18 protein-coding genes and 1 pseudogene are annotated in these 18,156 nt (G+C 51.1%); 12 read left to right on the top strand and 7 right to left on the bottom strand.

Annotated features, from left to right (window positions below; translation table 11 throughout):
- Positions 1-122: 122 nt before the first annotated feature.
- The 3 genes from ACIP66_RS03230 to ACIP66_RS03220 form a co-directional block, all read right to left on the bottom strand.
- Positions 123-365 carry a nuclear transport factor 2 family protein gene (locus ACIP66_RS03230; protein ID WP_400645349.1) on the bottom strand — a complete coding sequence of 81 codons (243 nt, stop codon included), beginning with the start codon at positions 363-365 and terminating at the stop codon, positions 123-125.
- Positions 366-536 (bottom strand): hypothetical protein, encoded by a 171-nt coding sequence (locus ACIP66_RS03225; RefSeq protein ID WP_400645346.1) that lies wholly within the window; start codon positions 534-536, stop codon positions 366-368.
- A gap of 136 nt (positions 537-672) precedes the next feature.
- Complete coding sequence (locus ACIP66_RS03220) at positions 673-1,590, bottom strand: LysR family transcriptional regulator (protein WP_400645344.1); 918 nt, start codon at positions 1,588-1,590, stop codon at positions 673-675.
- A gap of 109 nt (positions 1,591-1,699) precedes the next feature.
- Between ACIP66_RS03220 and ACIP66_RS03215 the strand changes: the two genes are divergently transcribed.
- From ACIP66_RS03215 to ACIP66_RS03200, 4 genes are all read left to right on the top strand, one after another.
- Entirely contained in the window at positions 1,700-2,452 is a 753-nt protein-coding gene (locus ACIP66_RS03215; protein WP_400645341.1) for an SDR family NAD(P)-dependent oxidoreductase, read from the top strand.
- A 57-nt stretch (positions 2,453-2,509) separates the two neighbouring features.
- Positions 2,510-3,076: a VOC family protein gene (locus tag ACIP66_RS03210; protein WP_400645339.1), complete on the top strand. Its 567-nt coding sequence runs from the start codon at positions 2,510-2,512 to the stop codon at positions 3,074-3,076.
- Positions 3,077-3,642: 566 nt separating this feature from the next.
- Positions 3,643-4,107 carry a hypothetical protein gene (locus tag ACIP66_RS03205; protein WP_400645336.1) on the top strand — a complete coding sequence of 155 codons (465 nt, stop codon included), beginning with the start codon at positions 3,643-3,645 and terminating at the stop codon, positions 4,105-4,107.
- A 129-nt stretch (positions 4,108-4,236) separates the two neighbouring features.
- Entirely contained in the window at positions 4,237-4,539 is a 303-nt protein-coding gene (locus tag ACIP66_RS03200) for a hypothetical protein (RefSeq protein ID WP_400645333.1), read from the top strand.
- Between the two features lie 466 nt (positions 4,540-5,005).
- On the opposite strand, the gene ACIP66_RS03195 is transcribed toward ACIP66_RS03200, so the two are convergent.
- The gene (locus tag ACIP66_RS03195; protein ID WP_159812317.1) at positions 5,006-5,218 is read right to left on the bottom strand and encodes a hypothetical protein; all 213 of its coding nucleotides are present in this window, start codon (positions 5,216-5,218) and stop codon (positions 5,006-5,008) included.
- A gap of 735 nt (positions 5,219-5,953) precedes the next feature.
- Between ACIP66_RS03195 and ACIP66_RS03190 the strand changes: the two genes are divergently transcribed.
- The 6 genes from ACIP66_RS03190 (at position 5,954) to ACIP66_RS03165 (ending at position 12,722) form a co-directional block, all read left to right on the top strand.
- Positions 5,954-6,247, top strand: a complete 294-nt coding sequence (locus ACIP66_RS03190; RefSeq protein ID WP_400645330.1) for a restriction endonuclease — start codon at positions 5,954-5,956, stop codon at positions 6,245-6,247.
- Positions 6,248-6,909: 662 nt separating this feature from the next.
- Positions 6,910-7,779, top strand: a complete 870-nt coding sequence (locus ACIP66_RS03185; protein WP_400645327.1) for a hypothetical protein — start codon at positions 6,910-6,912, stop codon at positions 7,777-7,779.
- Positions 7,780-8,187: 408 nt separating this feature from the next.
- Positions 8,188-9,780 (top strand): arylsulfatase, encoded by a 1,593-nt coding sequence (locus ACIP66_RS03180; protein WP_400645325.1) that lies wholly within the window; start codon positions 8,188-8,190, stop codon positions 9,778-9,780.
- A gap of 182 nt (positions 9,781-9,962) precedes the next feature.
- Positions 9,963-10,202, top strand: coding sequence for a hypothetical protein (locus ACIP66_RS03175; protein ID WP_400645322.1), 240 nt, complete (start codon positions 9,963-9,965; stop codon positions 10,200-10,202).
- Positions 10,203-10,744: 542 nt separating this feature from the next.
- Positions 10,745-11,563, top strand: coding sequence for an alpha/beta fold hydrolase (locus ACIP66_RS03170; RefSeq protein WP_400645319.1), 819 nt, complete (start codon positions 10,745-10,747; stop codon positions 11,561-11,563).
- Complete coding sequence (locus ACIP66_RS03165) at positions 11,553-12,722, top strand: ATP-binding protein (protein WP_400645317.1); 1,170 nt, start codon at positions 11,553-11,555, stop codon at positions 12,720-12,722. Before ACIP66_RS03170 ends, ACIP66_RS03165 begins: the two co-directional genes overlap by 11 nt.
- A 70-nt stretch (positions 12,723-12,792) precedes the next feature.
- On the opposite strand, the gene ACIP66_RS03160 is transcribed toward ACIP66_RS03165, so the two are convergent.
- Positions 12,793-13,176: a hypothetical protein gene (locus ACIP66_RS03160; protein ID WP_400645314.1), complete on the bottom strand. Its 384-nt coding sequence runs from the start codon at positions 13,174-13,176 to the stop codon at positions 12,793-12,795.
- On the opposite strand from ACIP66_RS03160, the pseudogene ACIP66_RS03155 reads away from it, so the two are divergent.
- Together ACIP66_RS03155 and ACIP66_RS03150 are read left to right on the top strand one after the other, a co-directional pair.
- A pseudogene (locus tag ACIP66_RS03155) lies at positions 13,168-13,569 on the top strand (SAM-dependent methyltransferase); the annotation flags it as partial. The gene ACIP66_RS03160 and the pseudogene ACIP66_RS03155 sit on opposite strands and share 9 nt — an antisense overlap.
- A gap of 297 nt (positions 13,570-13,866) precedes the next feature.
- Positions 13,867-14,736: an SDR family NAD(P)-dependent oxidoreductase gene (locus ACIP66_RS03150; RefSeq protein WP_400645311.1), complete on the top strand. Its 870-nt coding sequence runs from the start codon at positions 13,867-13,869 to the stop codon at positions 14,734-14,736.
- Between the two features lie 86 nt (positions 14,737-14,822).
- On the opposite strand, the gene ACIP66_RS03145 is transcribed toward ACIP66_RS03150, so the two are convergent.
- Together ACIP66_RS03145 and ACIP66_RS03140 are read right to left on the bottom strand one after the other, a co-directional pair.
- Positions 14,823-15,644, bottom strand: coding sequence for an alpha/beta fold hydrolase (locus ACIP66_RS03145; RefSeq protein WP_400645308.1), 822 nt, complete (start codon positions 15,642-15,644; stop codon positions 14,823-14,825).
- A gap of 255 nt (positions 15,645-15,899) precedes the next feature.
- Positions 15,900-16,646, bottom strand: coding sequence for an alpha/beta fold hydrolase (locus tag ACIP66_RS03140; protein ID WP_400645603.1), 747 nt, complete (start codon positions 16,644-16,646; stop codon positions 15,900-15,902).
- Positions 16,647-18,156 lie beyond the last annotated feature (1,510 nt).

Genomic DNA, 18,156 nt, shown 5'->3' with positions numbered 1-18,156 from the left:
GACATTCTATGCCCAACACATAAGGACAAAAGCATGCGACTAAATCCCCTCCTCGCAAGTAAAACAGCTCTCCTGCAGAAGACTTTCTAGCCGCGAGTTTTTAATCTTAAAAGCATCGCGATTTAATGGGGTTGCTCTGGCCCAACCGGCGCGAACGCATTGGCAGCGGCCACGGTATCCATGGATTCGCGCAGCAACTGAATTTTGCCGTCTTTGGCCACCAGGCGGCCGGCGTACATCTGCCGATAGATGCGACCAGTGGAAGGCACCAAGGCCTCTACGCTGTATTCGGCAAACGCCTGATCGGGTGTGTCGATTAGAAAACGAACGTTGCGAAATTTGAAGTCCGGCACTTTACCGAGCAATTAGCCGATAAATCCCTCGATAGCCGCAAAACCTTGCACACGATGGGGAATGCCCAGCGACTTCAGGAGGGGCAACTCCAGCACTCCATCTTCCACGAAAAGCGCTGCCGCCAAGTGCGGCGTCTGAATGGCATCCAGGTAATTTTGAAGTAATTCCACGGCATTTTTCATGACGATTTTCTCCGAAACGTATAAGGGATGGGCACGCTGTAGGTGCTGACCTGATCACGTTAAGAGATTTATCGCTTTTCAAAAATAGACGCTAATGAAAGTCATCGTTTCAAAATTGAAAGCTATTTTCGTGGACTCATGACGGCCATCGCCATTCGGGCTGACTTAAATGCTCGGCAAAGAAGTCCGACAACGCTTTGATTTTAACCGGCCGGGTGCGTGCCGAGGGGGTGACGAAATACAAGCCGCCACGGGTCATACTCCATTCTGGTAGCACCACGACCAAGCGCCCGTCTTTCAAGTATTCGCTGGCGATAAATTCGGGCAGTTCGGCGATGGCCTGGCCTTCGAGCAACACCGGCAGTAACGCATCCGAGTTGGTCACTCTTAGCGGGCCGCTGGGCACCACGTCTTCTTCAGAGCCGTCTTTATGGGTGAACCGCCACACTTGGCTACGGGCTCGGTATGCATAACTCAGGCAAGTGCGGGCCGCCAGTTCGCGGGGTTGGTCAGGATGGCCATGGGTCTCTAGATAAGCTGGTGAGGCGACCAGGTATTGGGTGACAGCGCATAGATGCCGTGCAACCAGCGAGGAGTCTGGCAATACGGCAATGCGTAATGCCGCATCAAAGCCCTCAGCGATCAGGTCTACCGAGGCGTCTGAAAGGTGCAGGTCAATCGACAGCTCGGGATACTGCCGGATTAACTGCGGCATCAGGGGTGCCACCCAACGCAGACCAAACGACATGGGGATGGCCAGGCGTACTTGGCCGCGTGGCTGAACCGATAAATCCTGAGCTTCGCTTTCCACCTCTTCAGCGCGCCGATAAATCTCTCCGGCCTTGGCCGCCATGCTCGCCCCGAATTCGGTGAGTGCCAGTTGCCGCGACGTGCGGTTGAACAATCGCCCACCGAGACGCTCCTCCAGCCGTGCGACCGCCCGCGATACCGTTGGCACCGACACGCTCATGACACGCGCCGCGCCGGCGAAAGAGCCCTCTTCGGCCACCTTGGCAAACATCGCCAACCCTTCAAAATCTGGAAGTCTGCTCATTTCAATTCTGCAACGATAGGTTTCAGACAATTCTATTTTGAAACTTCTGCGCCGTCGATAAGCTTCTCCCACACCGCAACTCACTCAATCGAAATACGGGAGAACGACCATGACTAACAAACTCGAAGGCAAAATTGCACTGGTGACCGGCGGGACGACGGGCATCGGCTTGGCAACTGCCAAACGCTTCGCTCAGGAAGGCGCCCACGTTTACATTACGGGCCGCCGCCAAGCCGAACTGGACGCCGCCGTCGCCACTGTCGGCAACGCCACCGGCGTCAGGGTGGACTCCACCAACCTGGATCAGCTTGACGCGCTGTACCACCAGATTGGTGCGACTCACGGCCGAATTGATGTGTTGTTCGCCAATGCGGGTGGCGGCTCCATGCTGCCACTGGGCGACATCACTGAGCAGCAATACGACGACACCTTCAATCGCAACGTCAAAGGCGTGCTGTTCACTGTGCAAAAGGCACTGCCGCTGCTGGCCAAAAAAGCCTCGGTGATTCTCACCGGTTCCACTGCAGGTAGCTCGGGCACTGCAGCCTTTAGCGTATACGCCGCCTCCAAAGCTGCCGTGCGCTCATTTGCCCGGAACTGGATTCTGGATTTGAAAGACCGCCAAGTGCGTATCAACACCATCAGCCCCGGAGCCACCCGCACTCCTGGCCTGGTTGAACTCGCCGGCCCCGATGCCGCTCAGCAGCAGGGCTTGCTTGACTACTTGGCGTCGCTGATCCCCATGGGCCGTGTTGGTGAAGCGGACGAGATTGCCAGCGCCGCGTTGTTCCTCGCCTCGGATGACGCAAGCTTCGTCAACGGTATCGAGCTATTTGTTGACGGCGGCCAGGCGCAAATCTGACCACCCAGCGGGCGACTGTCACGAGCGCCCGCCAACCCTTTTCGAGAGGGACAGGTTATGAACCTATTGCACTGGCCACTGCAGGCCATCAGCGTGATCCTGACTAACGCTACTCAGGCAGCGACCATATCCTCGCAAAGCCACACCGCTCTAGACACAGCCGCACAGCTTCAAGTTTCGGCCATAGATCATGTTGGCATCAATGTGCCGGATATCGAAGCCGCCCCGCGCTTTTTCTCCGCCCTGATGGGCGCACGGGTGATCTCGGATATCAGCCCTGTCAAGATTCCGGATCAGTGGAAAAGCCAATTCCGCTGGCATGGCTCCAGCGAGCTGCAACGTTTTGTGATGCTGCAAATGGACGGCGGCGCGAAGCTGGAGTTATTTCAATACCAAGGCACTGAGATCAATCAAACCCAACCCCACGGTGACGACGCAGGTGCCAGCCATTTGGCCTTGCGTACCGCTGATATGGACGGCAGCCTGGCTACCCTCACGCGCTTGAATGTGACCCTTCTCAACGAGCCCATTACCAAGCCGGACGGCGTTCGCTGGTTCTATTTTCAAGCGCCGTGGGTCACGCGGATTGAGCTGGTGTCGCCGCCACAGAGCGTCAGTGGCTGATCCTGCCGTCTACACGAGGGCCGTGCCTGATTACCCGCCCGACCACCAAGCCAAACATTGGGCTTATCGCGATAGCTTCCCGAGCTGACGTCATGCCTGCTGGCGGACAAGGCCGCCAACGGGCTGGTTATGCTCGCAGGATATTCAAAAAGACCAGCATGTAAGCAGTAGACATTTTCCAGTCATTGTGGAGTGACTGCTCCTAGCCTGTTGCGACGTATTTGGGCATACAGAAACCGTCTTTTTCTGCTGAAATTTGCAGTACTTTTCCTCCCCTTGGCTTTGAGACAAGTCATCTAAATCGAGCCAGGTAAACTCGGCGCAGTGAATTCATGACTATTACCAAGCGATAAGCTAGGTCATAGGTCGGTCTTATCACTCATCGATAAAATCAGGTTTTCCAGGGTTAACTCTTCTGCATCATTTGAGCAGGGCCTTGTTAAGTCCTCATTGCTTAATAGGATGCCTGTATATATATCACTTGATTTTTGTCAAGCAAAACTCTCTTGCAAGGTAAAAAACTCTCATGCTAGCTTGTTCATACAACAATAAAAAGGAGTTATGCAGTGGAGTCTTATTCTATTCACGTTGAGCATTCAGAAAATACCAAAACTGCTTTTGTGATTTTTAATGACTTGGGTGATGTTCCGCAGTCAGTGCGCGAGTGCAAATTTCAAACTATCGGCTGGATCTTGTATGTGTTTGACAAAATGCAAGCGCTCGTAGATGATTGGGAAGAAATTACCCGTGAAACCAATGTTACCGATGCGTTGGGTAATCTGGCGTCATTGGACTGGGAGACTGCGTGTGCTCTTGTGCGAGCTGAAACTTGGCGGGAGCGTTTCACCCTTACTTGGCCGATTTTGAGCTATCAAGAACAAGCACTTGCGCTCGGATATGTCTATGACGACGAGGAAAATAAAAATTATTGGCCTGGCTTTGACTCGTTCAACATGATGTTTCACGATTTTGTGCGGAAATCCCCACTGCGGAATCGTAGGAAAGTATGCACCGAAATGCTAATAGAATGAGGATCTGATCATGCCAACCTTCTCCATCGATGTCCGTCTATTACAAACTAATGCTGGACGTGTGTTAGAAACACAGCACACGACAGAAAAAAAGAGTCGATCACGCGCTCGATTTTCCAAGGGATCGGCTTGCTCTATAACTTTGCCGATGCGGTTGCCCTCCATCAACCTAACTATGCTCACGTTGCAGTTGATTTTTTCAACTCTCGACTGTACGGCCTCGGAGGCAAACTTGATATAGGAGATGCCTTGCTCGCTGCGGAAGACTGGAAAGAGAGAATGTGTTGCGCTTGGGCCGTGATCGACAAAAAATCACGGACAGAGGCGTTGAAGCTGGATTATAGAAAATTCCAGAATTATTGGCCAACACTTGATTTTTGTACTCCAAGTTGGGACTTCCAAGTTGAAGAATGGATGAGCAGCACAGATTGATTGGATGCGTATCAGATACATGCCCATAAAGCCAATTCGGAGGCTCATGATCGGTGACTGTGCTTGAGCGCGACCAATGCCTCAAGCGCCTGGACGAGGCTAATGCCCTTCCTTGTCTTTTCTACGATAAAATTATCGAAGGCCACAGAGTCGCTAGCTGCAAAATCCGGATACTCTGCCGTAGCTGATTTAGCGAATTATCGATTGCAGCCCTTCGCGCTCTGCTATTTTTTTTCTGATGGTTTCATTGGGTGGTTACCTAGACCCAAGGGCAGCAAGGCTCGTCAGAGCGTGAGAATGGCCCGCGCCGGGAATAAACGTTAGCAACCGCGTTTCACAGCTCCAGTTCGCAAAGATCGATGCACCGCTCTCCTCACAACGTTACCTTAGGTAGCCTCATTAACACGTGCACCAACCGCCGGTACTCTTCTGCTACCCGAGAGAAAAGCTCGAAATCAAAATACCGTCACCCTTCGTCAATGGGTCTCAAGCGGGTCAGATAATGAATTATGTTGAGCTGATTCAGCGCCAGGCTGAGCAAATTTTTGGCAACAAACCCAAAGCCGATCATTGGCTGAATCAACCGGCAGTAGAAGCCAGTGATTGTTCTCGGTTGCAAATGGCTCACAGTCAAGAGGGATATGAAGTCGTAAAAGCAGACCTCGATAGGCTTAGCCATGGTTTCGCCTGTTAAGGCTCCCCTCCTCCAAACTCCAGGATCCACATGATCACTTTTGACCTCAACACAAACGATGCCGAAGTTCTACTTCGGCACGCGCAAGCTTTCAAACCAAATTCAGGTGATGCTCGGGAAGATCGGCGACTGTGTGAGGCGCTGCTCGATTTGAAAGAGGCCCTTTTATTGCACCTGCAGGAACGGGTAGATGACTCATCTAGATGAAATCCTCAACTGTAGTCCCAGATGAGCTTTCAGCTGACGTTGGGGGCAACACGCAATTGAGTTATGACAATCCTCGCAAACACAGCGACTCGGAGCCGTAGGAGTGCTCATTCCATCCCCCGTGCGGCTTCAAGCATTTGCGGCTCAACGACAAAAGTCTCTTTGGTGGGCATTCATTATCCTCACACCACCGCCTACTTTGGTGATCGGAGATCATCGACGTCACTGACGAGTTAGCTCAGCACTGCTGGACAAAGGAGGGTCGAAGATATCGAAGGTCGATCATCACAGGGTCGCAGCGAATGAAGAGATCCTCGAGTAATTCCCTTCCCTGTGAAAGACAATAGATTCTCAAGCCTTCAGATTTAGGAACGCCAACGCTATTTGAGGCCGGTAGGCTGGAAAAATGGACGGTTGGCTCCGCTCGCGATAATTTCACGGTAGCCGCTGGGGCTGTACAGCCACCCACCAGCTACAAGATGTGCGGACAATCACTCAGTTTAAGGACGTCAAATGTTTCCACCGATGGCGAATCCCAATCTCGATATCACAGCGACTGAATTCGAGTATTTAGTCAGGGAATGGATTCTCAAACAGAGTGGTGAGCTGACCTCGCTCGAGGTCATTCACAACGTAAAGCTTGAGGCTTACGACTCCACTTACCAGATCGATGTACTGGCGAAATTTCAAGCCTTTGGAGGCGCCGAATTCACGGTGCTAATTGAGTGCAAGAAACACCGTCACCCGGTTGAACGTGAGCTGGTTCAGGTGCTGCACGACAAAATCAGGTCTCTGGGCGCTCATTAAGGACTGCTTTTTACTACATCAGGATTTCAATCCGGAGCGATAAAGTATGCACAAACTCACGGTATCGCTCTGGTCTCGATAATGGAAGGTGTCGCCACCTATCAAACCAAATCGGCTTTTCCAGTAGAGGCGAAGCCGCCGGCGTGGCTCAACCTCCCGAAATTTGAGCTCTGGCACGTAGGTGAAAACGTAGGGGGTAACATTTCGATGAAGTCTTTGGGTCGTGCAGATTCGGAATTCAATGACATGTTCCGCCTCCCTGGTGGAGCGCAGGTATAGGGTCGGTCAATGGATATGACTGAGATTCAAATGGATTGATACTAGCTCGCTATTGAAAAGAAGATCTCTATTCAGGATTTGTGACGTACCTCCTCATGGCGGACGGCAGTCATAAGCGAGCCCTGTAGTCAGTCGCGGGGCTTGCCGGCTTCCATTTCCCACACCTGCGCGCTCCGCCTGTATAGCTCTCTAAGATCCTCATGAACCCTTCCCAAAAGCAAACAGCCGCTACGTCTCATCTATGAATCGTTGCAGATGCTACGCTTTCCTTTATTCGGAAATTCGAGTCTAAACTAGCTCTGCACGCTCCAACAGCACGTTAGCTGAACTCGAAACCTAAATGCCCCTTGCTCATAGGAAATTATAAAGTCTAGGAGATAATTATGCGCTCGGAGTTTTGTTTCCCACTTCACCAATGTGCTTCCCGGGAGGAGATTTTATTTGAAACTCTTCAGTGGTTAATAGATCTGCCATTCACAAAGGTTACGGAAATAATCCTTGAATCTCTTAGGGGCCAGGGGTGCTTTGTTTATTCCGAGGATTTAGAGAGTATTGAGGTGTTCCAATCCAAAAACAGAGAAAATAATTTCATCAAGTATAGAAACAATGCAATTCATACATTCACAGCAATTGATGTACACATCCTAACAATGCCAAAATCTCTCTGGGTCAGTGTTTCGATCACGCGTGCCGCGACCGACATCTGGAACGAGCATCTGGAAACCTTAAAGCCAACATTGTTGTTTAACCTCATTAGCAAATTCGGGGGAGGCTTTGACGGCAAATTAACCGTAACTGTTTATCCCGTCATATTAGAAGATTCATGCGCCGGAAAACAAACAGCTGCGGAAATAATAAAAACGAATATAAACTGCAAACTTCCAGTGATCTACGTGAGCGCGAGCAATAAAAATCAATACTCTGTAATCCCTGACAGACTCGCAAGGAAGGTCTGTGGCATAGCTCATGTTGTAGTAGAACCAAATCGCGAATTTTCTATGCAACTTCGGCACAAAGTAGCATCGCGAAACGCATATGGTGGCGTAGTAGCGATATATTGGCCGCAGAAACTCAAAAGCACATTATTCCAAAGAGAGTCACGAGACACTAAGCTTTTTGAGCAGGCGATATTCGAAGAGATCTATAGCACTTTATTCATATCTTCACCTCGAGAAACCGAGCTCGATGAATCGAGCAATATAAACAGCACTCAGCCAAAACCTTCTTTCAGCAAAGTAATTCGTGATGACTGATGTATCTGCGCCGTGGAAACAACCACTTATATTCGTATTAACAGTTCTCTTCTTATAGTCGGAGAGTTGATTCGCCGACGCGAATACACATTTGTTTCTTATAGAAAGTGGTTCCACAGCCTACCGCTTCAAAATGTTGCGCTACGCAACGAAAACGGTAATTCATGCACGGAAAAAAACGAGCAGTATTTTTGCCTCATCAGCTGCACACCGTCACATTCTTCGCGACCAAATTGACTTCGTCGTCGGAAGATGAAGCAAAAACCCGCGACTGGACTATCGTTGACATGTCGTCCAAGTGGCTAGGCGTTTGCGAAAATGGCCAAGCAGACGTAACGGAAATAAATAGGCGGGATCGGAACTGAGTTGGTCGCAAATAGCGGCGAAATCTAGCGAAAGGAGTACTCAATGAATCGCATACGCACGTGGCTACCCAAGCTCGCCCTAGTGGCGACCTCGGTGATGGCGCTGTCGGCAACTGCCACAGCGGCTGAAAAACCCAACATCCTTGTGATCTTCGGTGATGACATCGGACAGACCAACATCAGCGCCTACTCGATGGGTGTTGTCGGTTACAAAACGCCAAACATCGACCGGATAGCGAAAGAAGGCATGATGTTCACCGATTACTATGCGGAGAACAGTTGCACCGCTGGTCGATCCTCATTCATCACTGGTCAGACGCCTTTGCGTACCGGCCTTTCGAAAGTCGGTCTTCCGGGAGCGACGGTCGGGCTTCAAAAGCGTGACATCACTATCGCCCAAGCACTAAAGTCCCAAGGCTATGTCACCGGTCAATTCGGCAAGAATCACCTCGGTGACCGTGACGAATATCTCCCGACAAACCACGGTTTCGACGAGTTTTTCGGCAACCTCTATCATCTGAACGCCGAAGAAGAACCAGAACGTCCAAACTGGCCCAAGGACTCTCCGGAGTTTACAAAGGCTTTCACTCCGCGCGGCGTAATCCATAGCTTCGCCGACGGTAAAATCGAAGACACCGGCGCGCTAAATACCAAGCGCATGGAAACGATTGACGACGAAACCACCGCCGCTGCGCAAGCATTTATCGAGAAACAGGTGAAGGCTGACAAACCTTTCTTCGTCTGGATGAACACTACGCGCATGCACTTGTTTACCCACGTTCGCGACTCGATGAAAGGTCAGAGTGGCATGCCGGGCAACGAGTACGCAGACGGCATGATCGAGCACGACGGCGACGTCGGAAAATTGCTTAAAACCCTTGATGATTTGAAAATTACAGAGAACACCATCGTCGTATACACCACCGACAATGGCCCCAACCAGTTCTCGTGGCCGGACGCGGCAACTACGCCGTTCCGTAACGAGAAGAACTCCAACTGGGAAGGTGCGTATCGTGTACCGGCTATTATCCGTTGGCCGGGCAAAATCAAGCCGGGTGAGGTCTCCAACGAGATGTTCTCTGGTCTTGACTGGTTTCCAACTCTGTTGGCCGCCGCTGGCGACGCCGGTGTGAAAGACAAGTTACTAAAGGGTTGGGCACCGACTTCGGGAGGAACCAACTTTAAGGTGCATCTGGATGGCTACAACCAACTGCCTTACCTGACAGGCCAGACGCCGAATAGCGAACGCAAGGAATTTTACTATTTCAATGACGATGGCGTGCTGGTGTCGATGCGTTTCGATAACTGGAAAGCGGTCTTCTGCGAACAGCGTGCCCCGGGTGGTTTCAAGGTATGGAGTGAACCTTTCGTGTGCCTGCGTGTACCGAAAATATTCAATCTGCGCATGGATCCATTTGAACGAGCAGATATCGTTTCTGATCAATACTACGACTGGGCTACGAAGAACGTCTACTTAACCGAATTGGCAGTCATGAAGTCAGCAGCGTTTTTGCAGACATTCATCGATTATCCACCCAGCCAAAAACCCGCGAGCTTCAGTGTTGATCAAGTTCGTGCTGCAGTAGATGCAAAAATTGAGGATAAGATGAAGGCTCAATCGAACCCGGTAAATTGAATGTCCCATGGGCTTGAGCCCAGCCTCAGGTAACAAAGCCTTCCCTCTAGGTTTGTTTAACCAAAAGGGAAGGCCTTTTCTCTACCAGCTCGACGGGAGGCATTCATATCCTCATCGGATGTTAAAAAAGACCTCACCACTCCACTCCGGATCGGTGTCAGCTGTAAAACGGAGTCACCACAATGGTTGAAGAGCAGTACGATCCATCCACAGCTTATGAACTTCACTTTGATGGTGATCGCATAGGCTATGTGCAAAAGGGCGTCTATTTCGAGGGGCCTAAGCAGGAGCAGTGCGGTGAGATTCGAGAGGGGGTCTTTTTTTACAACGGTAAAGCAGCCGGCACCCTAGATGGCTTGACTCTGCTACGAACTCACCCGGAGCCGATGACCATTATGCAGCTGATCCCGCTTGAGGGTTGAACCTACGGCCTTGGAAAAACAAACTACCTGAGCGTGTTTCGCGAGCAGGTCAGTGTCTGATCATCCTATATCAATGACTCAGCATTGTGGGCTTCCATCCTGAACGAGGGTTATACCGCCCGCCTCTGCCAGCAAACGCTCTATGAGCGTCATGTAGGTAAGGGAATCCACCCAAAACTAGCGATTTCTCAGCCCCTAATACTTTCTAGGTAGCTGCATCCACACGTCTAACGCACGATCCAGTCTCAACGGCTTTTGCCGCCAAATCTCACCGTATGCAGTTCCATTTCCATGCAGGTAACGATCTCGCCCTGGGCCAGACGATAGTCCGAAAGGGCCACTGCCATCGTTAGCCTGAAAGGGGGGCGCATTTCCATTTTTCTACTCGATCCCGAAGAGTGGACAGCATTATGCGCTGCCGCAGCTATTGAGCAGGAACCAGATATCAGCATTATTGCATCCCGACGATGACGTAGAGGATGCTGCTGTCTACACTGCGAGCTGCACGTGAGTTTCCATCTGAATCATTCTGAGCACCTAGCATGTCTGTCCTGCACCGCAATAACGTAAATGTAGTAGGCGACGGCTCGGCCACGCTGATCTTTTCCCACGGCTTTGGTTGTGATCAAACCATGTGGTGCTACCTGGTTGAGCATTTCACCAGTCGATTCAGGGTAGTTCTCTACGACCTGGTCGGTGCTGGGCAGTCCGACTTGGAAGCTTACGAACGGAACAAATACGGAACGCTGCAGGGTTATGCGCAGGATCTAACTGAGGTAATCGATGAATTCGCTGTTGGCCCAGTCATTATCATCGGTCACTCCGTCAGCGCCATGATCGGTGCTTTGACAGATCGCGCTCACCAAAACCGTATCGCTGCTCATGTGATGATCGGGCCTTCGCCTTGCTATATCGATACCGGAGATTACACAGGAGGGTTCACGCTCGATGACATTGAGTCCTTACTCCATACCCTCGATAGCAATTATCTCGGATGGTCAAGCACAATGGCACCCGTGATTATGGGCGCACCCGGCCAACCCGATCTAAGCGAGAAGCTCACCAACAGCTTTTGTCGTACTGATCCTGAAATAGCCAAGCATTTTGCCCGCGTGACGTTTATGTCCGACAACCGGGAGGACGTAAGCGGATTGACAACTCCGACGCTGATTTTACAGTCCACGGACGACATCATTGCCCCCCTCGCTGTCGGCGAATACCTGCATCAAATAATGCCCAACAGCACACTTTGCCTTGTGGACAATATTGGCCATTGCCCGCACATGAGTGCACCGAGCGCTTGCTCGGAAGCTATGGACAGGTTCCTGCTGCCTTGGACAGAAGCTAGCGATGGCAGGTAAAACAGCAGGCCTCCCCGACCCAGACTCGCTATTTGACCATGCCCCTTGCGGCCTGATCGTCACGCTCGAAAACGGAAGCATAGTGCGCGTCAATCAAACCTTCTGCACTTGGATCGGTTGTGGGCCAGGTGAGCTGGAAGGCCAGCGATTCCAAAACTTGCTCACGATGGGCGGACGAATTTTCCATCAGACACATTGGGCACCTCTGATGCGGATGCAGGGCTCAGTGGCAGAGGTCAAACTCGATTTGATCCACCGGGATAAATCGCTCATTTCAATGCTCCTCAACGGCGTACGTCGGCAGCATGAGTCAGGGGTTTACTATGAGTTGGCGTTGTTCTGCACCGCTGACAGAGACAGGTACGAACTGGAGTTATTGAAAGCACGACAGCTGGCAGAGGAACTTTTGGCCAAAAAGACGGCTGCCGACGCTGCCCTCGCGCAGGTTCAGGAGAAGCTCAACACCGCCTACGAAAAATCCAAGCGACGGGCATTATTTGCTGAGCAGATGGTTGCCATCGTCAGCCACGACCTCAAAAATCCGTTAACGGCCATCAAGATGGCCACAGAAATTCTCAATCGGAAAATGCCTGGCGGCAAAGAACAGGTCATGCTCAACCACATCAGCAGTTCTGCGGATCGTGCCCATCGAATGATCGCAGATTTGTTGGATTTCGCGCTGGCAAGAGTGGGTCGCGGCATAGCGGTTTCCCTATCTACTCTAGAGCTGCACTCCATAGTTGCTCAGGGTGTTGGAGAACTTCGACTAGCATTCCCCGATGCGGAAATCGTTCATCAAACATTGGGGAACGGCGATGTGAGACTTGATCCAGATCGAATCCAACAGATCATTGGAAACCTAGTGGCAAACAGTGTTGCCTACGGCGACCTGCTGCAACCTATTACTGTGACCTCCCAAGTGGAAAGCGACCACGCGAGCATAGTGGTTCACAATTTCGGCCCAGTGATTCCGGAATCGGCTGTCGCAGAGCTGTTTGAACCCATGAAGCGCGGCTCAGAAAAAGATAGCGAGCTGCGCAGTGTAGGACTCGGTCTATTCATAGTTCGTGAAATCGTTACGGCGCACGGGGGAACGATTTCGGTGAGTTCCACTGCAGATTGTGGAACGTCGTTTACCGCGATTTTTCCAGTGATATAGCTATGCCCACGCCTTCGCTGCGCTTACAAGTCTTTGCGTGAAACAAGGCAAGCGCAGCGACATCATGGAATCAAGTCAAATGGTTAAGCGCAATATCGATGATGTCGAAGTTACGAAGGCGATCGGGATTGCTGAAACCGGACAACTTGCGGTTGAAAATCAATGGTACTTTTTGCTCGGACACGCCGCCGTGTGAGCGCAAAGGCACCACAAGTCCGGATAAGTCGTGTTCCTCGGCCGCAGTCCCTAACACCGTCAGCCGCTCCGCGAGAACGATCAAATCACCAATACGGTCTTCCGGCAATTCGAAGCGGTCAGCGGCTTGCGCACGAGTTAGCACGCACTCGATGCCTGTGATGCCAGTCAAAAACGCTATCACGTCGGCCTGCTCGACTGAATTTCGCAAATACACCGTTGCGTAAGAACCCAGCGCACCGTGGTGCACCAGATTCACCGCGTACTTACACCGGGAGGCCGGCTCGGGCTGGTCTGGAACGTGCGCGACGAGTCAGTCGACTGGGTGGCCGCCATCACTGAGATCATCACGCCTTACGAAGGCGATACCCCACGCTTTCATACCGGCAAATGGCGCCGTCCGTTCAACAACGGCCGTTTCTCGGAGCCCGAATTGACCTGCTTCAATTACACCCATAAAGGCAGCGCAAAGTCTGTGATCCTTGATCGATTTCTGTCAGTCAGCTTCATCGCGGCGCTTCCTGCTGAGGAGAAAGACAGGGTGGCGGAGCAACTGATGAATTTGATTCAGACCCACCCGGCGCTACGCGGACACGAGACTATCGAGTTTCCTTATCAGACTTGCGCTTATGTATGTCGCCGTCCGGATTGAGTTCGCCGTCTCAACAGACGAGCACGACTAAAATGGGGAGGCAGGCAGTATCCGAATTCGTGTTGCTGGACGAAGAATGAGAACGCCCATTGAGCCTGCTGTTCTATATCGACTCCTGCAGGGTAGAAAGTCTTGTTTCGCAGATCGTCATACCGGCCAAATGAATCAATGATAGTTTCCCAGCCATTCACAACGTGGATATGTCACTAGCATTGGGCAAGAATTAGCCAGTATTAGGCTAACGCATGCTCCTGCCGTTCTTTTAGATTGGTTGCACAACCACCATGAGTATCCTTAATGACTCTATCTAATTTGAACCGTCCGATATCTGAAGCTCCCGTTTGGTTTGTCACGGGAGCAAGTCGCGGGCTCGGCGCTGCGATTGTCCGAGTGGCCCTCAACCCGGGCTATCGTGTTGTAGCAACGAGCCGCAACGCGGGCGCGATTCAAGCGGCATTTCCAAATGAAAAAGCTGAGTGTCTACTCGCTCTGTCATTAGATGTAACAGTACCGGGCCAAGCTCAATCTGCAGTCGAGGCCACGGTTGCAAGATACGGGCGTATTGATGTTCTGATTAATAATGCGGGGTATGGACAGTTAGGACAGTTCGAAGAAGTCAGCGAGGTCGCAATTAAAGAGCAGTTTGAAACGAACGTGTTTGGCTTGATGCACGTGACGCGTGCGGTGCTGCCCCTGATGCGAACCCAACGTTTCGGTCACATTTTTAACGTTTCGTCGATAGGAGGCATGGCCGGGTTCGCTGGCGCAACCGTTTACTGTTCAAGCAAATTTGCGGTTGCAGGTTTCTCAGCTTCTTTAGCAGATGAGGTCGCGCAGTTTGGTATCAAAGTCACTAGCGTTTTACCAGGCTACTTTCGTACTGATTTCTTGGCAGCAAATTCAGTGCGATACGGTGACTCCGTACTAGAGGATTACTCCAGCACCTCTACCACCCTACGAAGTCAGTTCGACAACTATAACCAGCAACAGCCTGGCGATCCAGAAAAGCTCGCAAGTACATTTATTAACGTGGCCCAACATCCACAACCGCCATTGTGTTTTGTTGTCGGTGCCGACGCTGTCAGCATCGCTTCTTCGGAAATGAACCGTGTTCTAGGAGAGATAAAAGATTGGCGTGCGCTGTCCGAGACAACCAACATTAGCTGATGGTTATCGCGGTTGGCTGGCTTGCGGTGGCTGCAACAGTTGGAGTTACACAGCCTCCTCCAACTTAGGAGGAGGCTTATTGCAGATCAAACTTTGATGAACGCCAATAGGTCTTGGTTGATCACCTCTGGATGGGTGGTGCACATTCCGTGTGGATAGCCCTTGTAGATTTTAAGCGTACCGTTTTTTACTAATTTGATGGACAGCTCCGCTGAGTCAGCAATCGGAACGATTTGGTCATCGTCGCCGTGTAGGATCAGCACAGGAACTGTGATCTTTTTAAGGTCTTCGGTGAAATCGGTTTCCGAGAAAGCCTTGATGCAGTCATAGTGTGCTTTAGCACCGCCCATCATGCCTTGGCGCCACCAATTTTCCTTAACCCCCTCAGAAACAAAGGCGCCCTCGCGATTGTAACCGTAGAACGGAATGGGTACTTCTCTATAAAACTGCGCACGATTGGCAGCTAGTGCAGAGCGGAAACCGTCGAACACGTCGATCGGAAGTCCGCCAGGATTGTTGGCTGACTTCACCATTACAGGAGGAACCGCGCCGATCAACACAGCTTTGGCGACATGGCCAGCACCGTGGCGGGCAACATAACGAGCTACTTCGCCGCCGCCGGTGGAATGGCCGATGTGCACGGCGTTCTTTAGCTTCAGATGAGCGACCAAGGCAGCTACATCAGCAGCATAGGTGTCCATGTCATTGCCGGTCGAGGTCTGCGTGGAGCGACCATGCCCGCGCCGATCATGCGCGATCACTCGATATCCCTTGGAAACGAAAAACAGCATTTGTGCATCCCAATCGTCTGCACTGAGAGGCCAGCCGTGGTGGAATACAATCGGCTGTCCCGTGCCCCAATCTTTGTAGAAGATTTCGGTGCCGTCACTTGTAGTGAAGCTGGTCATCGCGTTCTGTCCTTTTTGAATCGGGGCCGTAGCTCCCGCCTGGGCAACATCGCTACCTATCCCAATGGCGGTAATCGAACTGGCGACTAGCGCCGTAGCGCCAACTTTAAGTATTTGTCTACGTGAACTGGATTGAGTACGGATTTGGTTTGGCACGGTACCTCCAACTCTCGCCATTACGCGAAAGATGATGACTAAACACGTGAGCGCTAATTAATACTTCAATTGTTCTTGTTAGATGGTTCGGCTATCCCATTAAGACTTTGCAGCTGCCTCGATTATTTGCGCCACTGGCCGAGGGTTCGAAACCATCACCACATGAGATGCGCCCTTCACTACAACGGTCTGTCTGGACTTAGCACGGTCAGCCATGAATGCCATCGCTTGTGGAGGAATATTCTTGTCCTTATCACCGAAGATCCACCACGACGGAATTGTTTTCCATGCTGCATCTGTTGCCGCTTCGTTTAGCGCCTCTTCAGTAACGGGGCGCTGGGTGGCCGCCATCAGGCGAGCATCGGCCACGGGTACGTCAGCTGCGAATTGACTAGGAAATTTATCCTGCTGGATATAAAGATCTTTGCCGCCGCCTTCCAGTGCAATAGGCGTGTCGAGAGTAGGGCCAAGGGTGGCTCCCGGAAATTTACCCGTTAGTGCTACGGCGCTCTCACCGTTTTCAGGTGCAAACGCAGCGACATACACCAAAGCTTTCACATTCGCCTGGCCGTAAGCCGCTTCACTTATCACCGGGCCGCCGTAGGAATGACCGACGAGCACGACTGGACTCTTGATGCTTTTAACGAGGTTCTGAATGGACTGAGCGTCGCTCTTGACGCTACGCAGCGGATTTGCGGCGGCAACAACAGTGTATCCATCTTTCTCAAGAATTTTTATGACCCCATTCCAGCTGCTTGATCCTGCGAAAGCACCGTGCACCAGAACAATGGTGGGTTTAGCTGGTTCGGCAAACGCTGAAGGGGATGCCAATACGACGAAAGTCATTGCCAAACGGGTTAGCAGCTCATTAATTTTCATACGCGCTCCTGCAACAAAATATAAGTAGGTTGTCTTGCATTGCCTGCTTCAGCCCCGAAATCCTACTTTTTCGAGAAACTGATTTTAAACTAAAGAAAAAACGGCTTTCCCAACTCCTGTTATAGAAAACTTCCTCGTTCCCCAAAGAAACCGTAACAGCCTCGCCAACCGGCAAGCTTTCTACCATTTTAGATTAGCGCTTTGAGGTAGTTACGAATTGTACGGATGTGCTATCACGCTCAGGCTGACCGCTTCTCTAGCAATCGCTCATTGACGACGATGACAGCCTGTATTTCACTAGGAATATTGGTTAGGGAGTGACAGAGCATCGCATGTCACCAAGACCGGTTTGTAGCCAGACTATCTTGACATTCAATATCATTGCTATTCGCGGAATTTGCGCCGAAAGAGGACATTTGACTCCCCTTAACCATTCGCTGATTTCTACTTCAGTGCAGTTGCAGTAAGGTGCCAGCTTAATAACAAACTGCTCTAAGCTGATTCCGGAATAGCATAACGAAATTTTTAGCCGATCGTTGAATGTTTCCAACCCGCGATCGTATCGCGTTCTAGCAACTGATCCATTAAGCATAAACGGCGCTCCAATCAGCTTTAAAGAATGGGGGCAATTGAACAAGAGTAGCGCGCTTCAGAGCGCAGCAGAGAATCCTGCCAAACTAACTGGACAAACTCTCGACAGATCACTTTTTTATGCTTAGGAGTGGCGGAAATGCCACTAAATCTTGATCGCTGCTTAGGAACAGGTTTGTATATTCTTAACCTTGGGGACAAGTATGACTTACTTTTCGGGTAGGTTACCCACAATAAACGCGATCGCTGAACCAAAGAAACCGGCTCGATCGTCATCGGCGAACAACGACATCCTCCGAAGATACCTGGACAGGTCAATTCAGTTAGTTCGCCGAGTCCATACGTAGATTGTGCGCAAATCGACGTTTAATGTTATTACGAATCCTTTATCGACGGGGCGTTGTTCAACAGCCAACGCCGGAGGCGACGTCAGTCATCAAAAGTAGTAGCATGAATCTCAGGAGATTTCCCGCAATGACTGACCGAACAATCGGAGAAAATTTACAGCGCCTCTTAAACGCACTTGTCAAAACAAGAGACTGACCATTACTTACCCTTAAAAATACCAACAACAATTGGTCGGCATCAAACATAGGGGCATTTGTTCATCAACCCGAGGTTCCTTCATGGGCTTACTCATACAAAACCGGATTCAAATGGTTAATCGTGCCACCCTAGTCTTTGCGTTATTTCACGCCGATAGGGCGTATCGATCTGTTGTGGCACCTGAGTAATATAATTTCGGGCATGATCCAGCGTGTCTCCAGTGAGGTTCGAAAGATATGAGATCGCATCATTAACGGTGGGGATGAGTCCCTCAACATTCTCGAACCTGGGGGGAAGCGCAGTCCAAATCACGGCATCTACCTGATGAGCCGAAGCCCAT

It is taken from the genome of Pseudomonas sp. NPDC088429 (genome assembly GCF_044753305.1).
GTDB lineage: Bacteria > Pseudomonadota > Gammaproteobacteria > Pseudomonadales > Pseudomonadaceae > Aquipseudomonas > Aquipseudomonas rustica.
The sequence above is the reverse complement of the archived record's forward strand: the minus strand, read 5'-3'. Positions and strand labels throughout refer to the sequence as shown.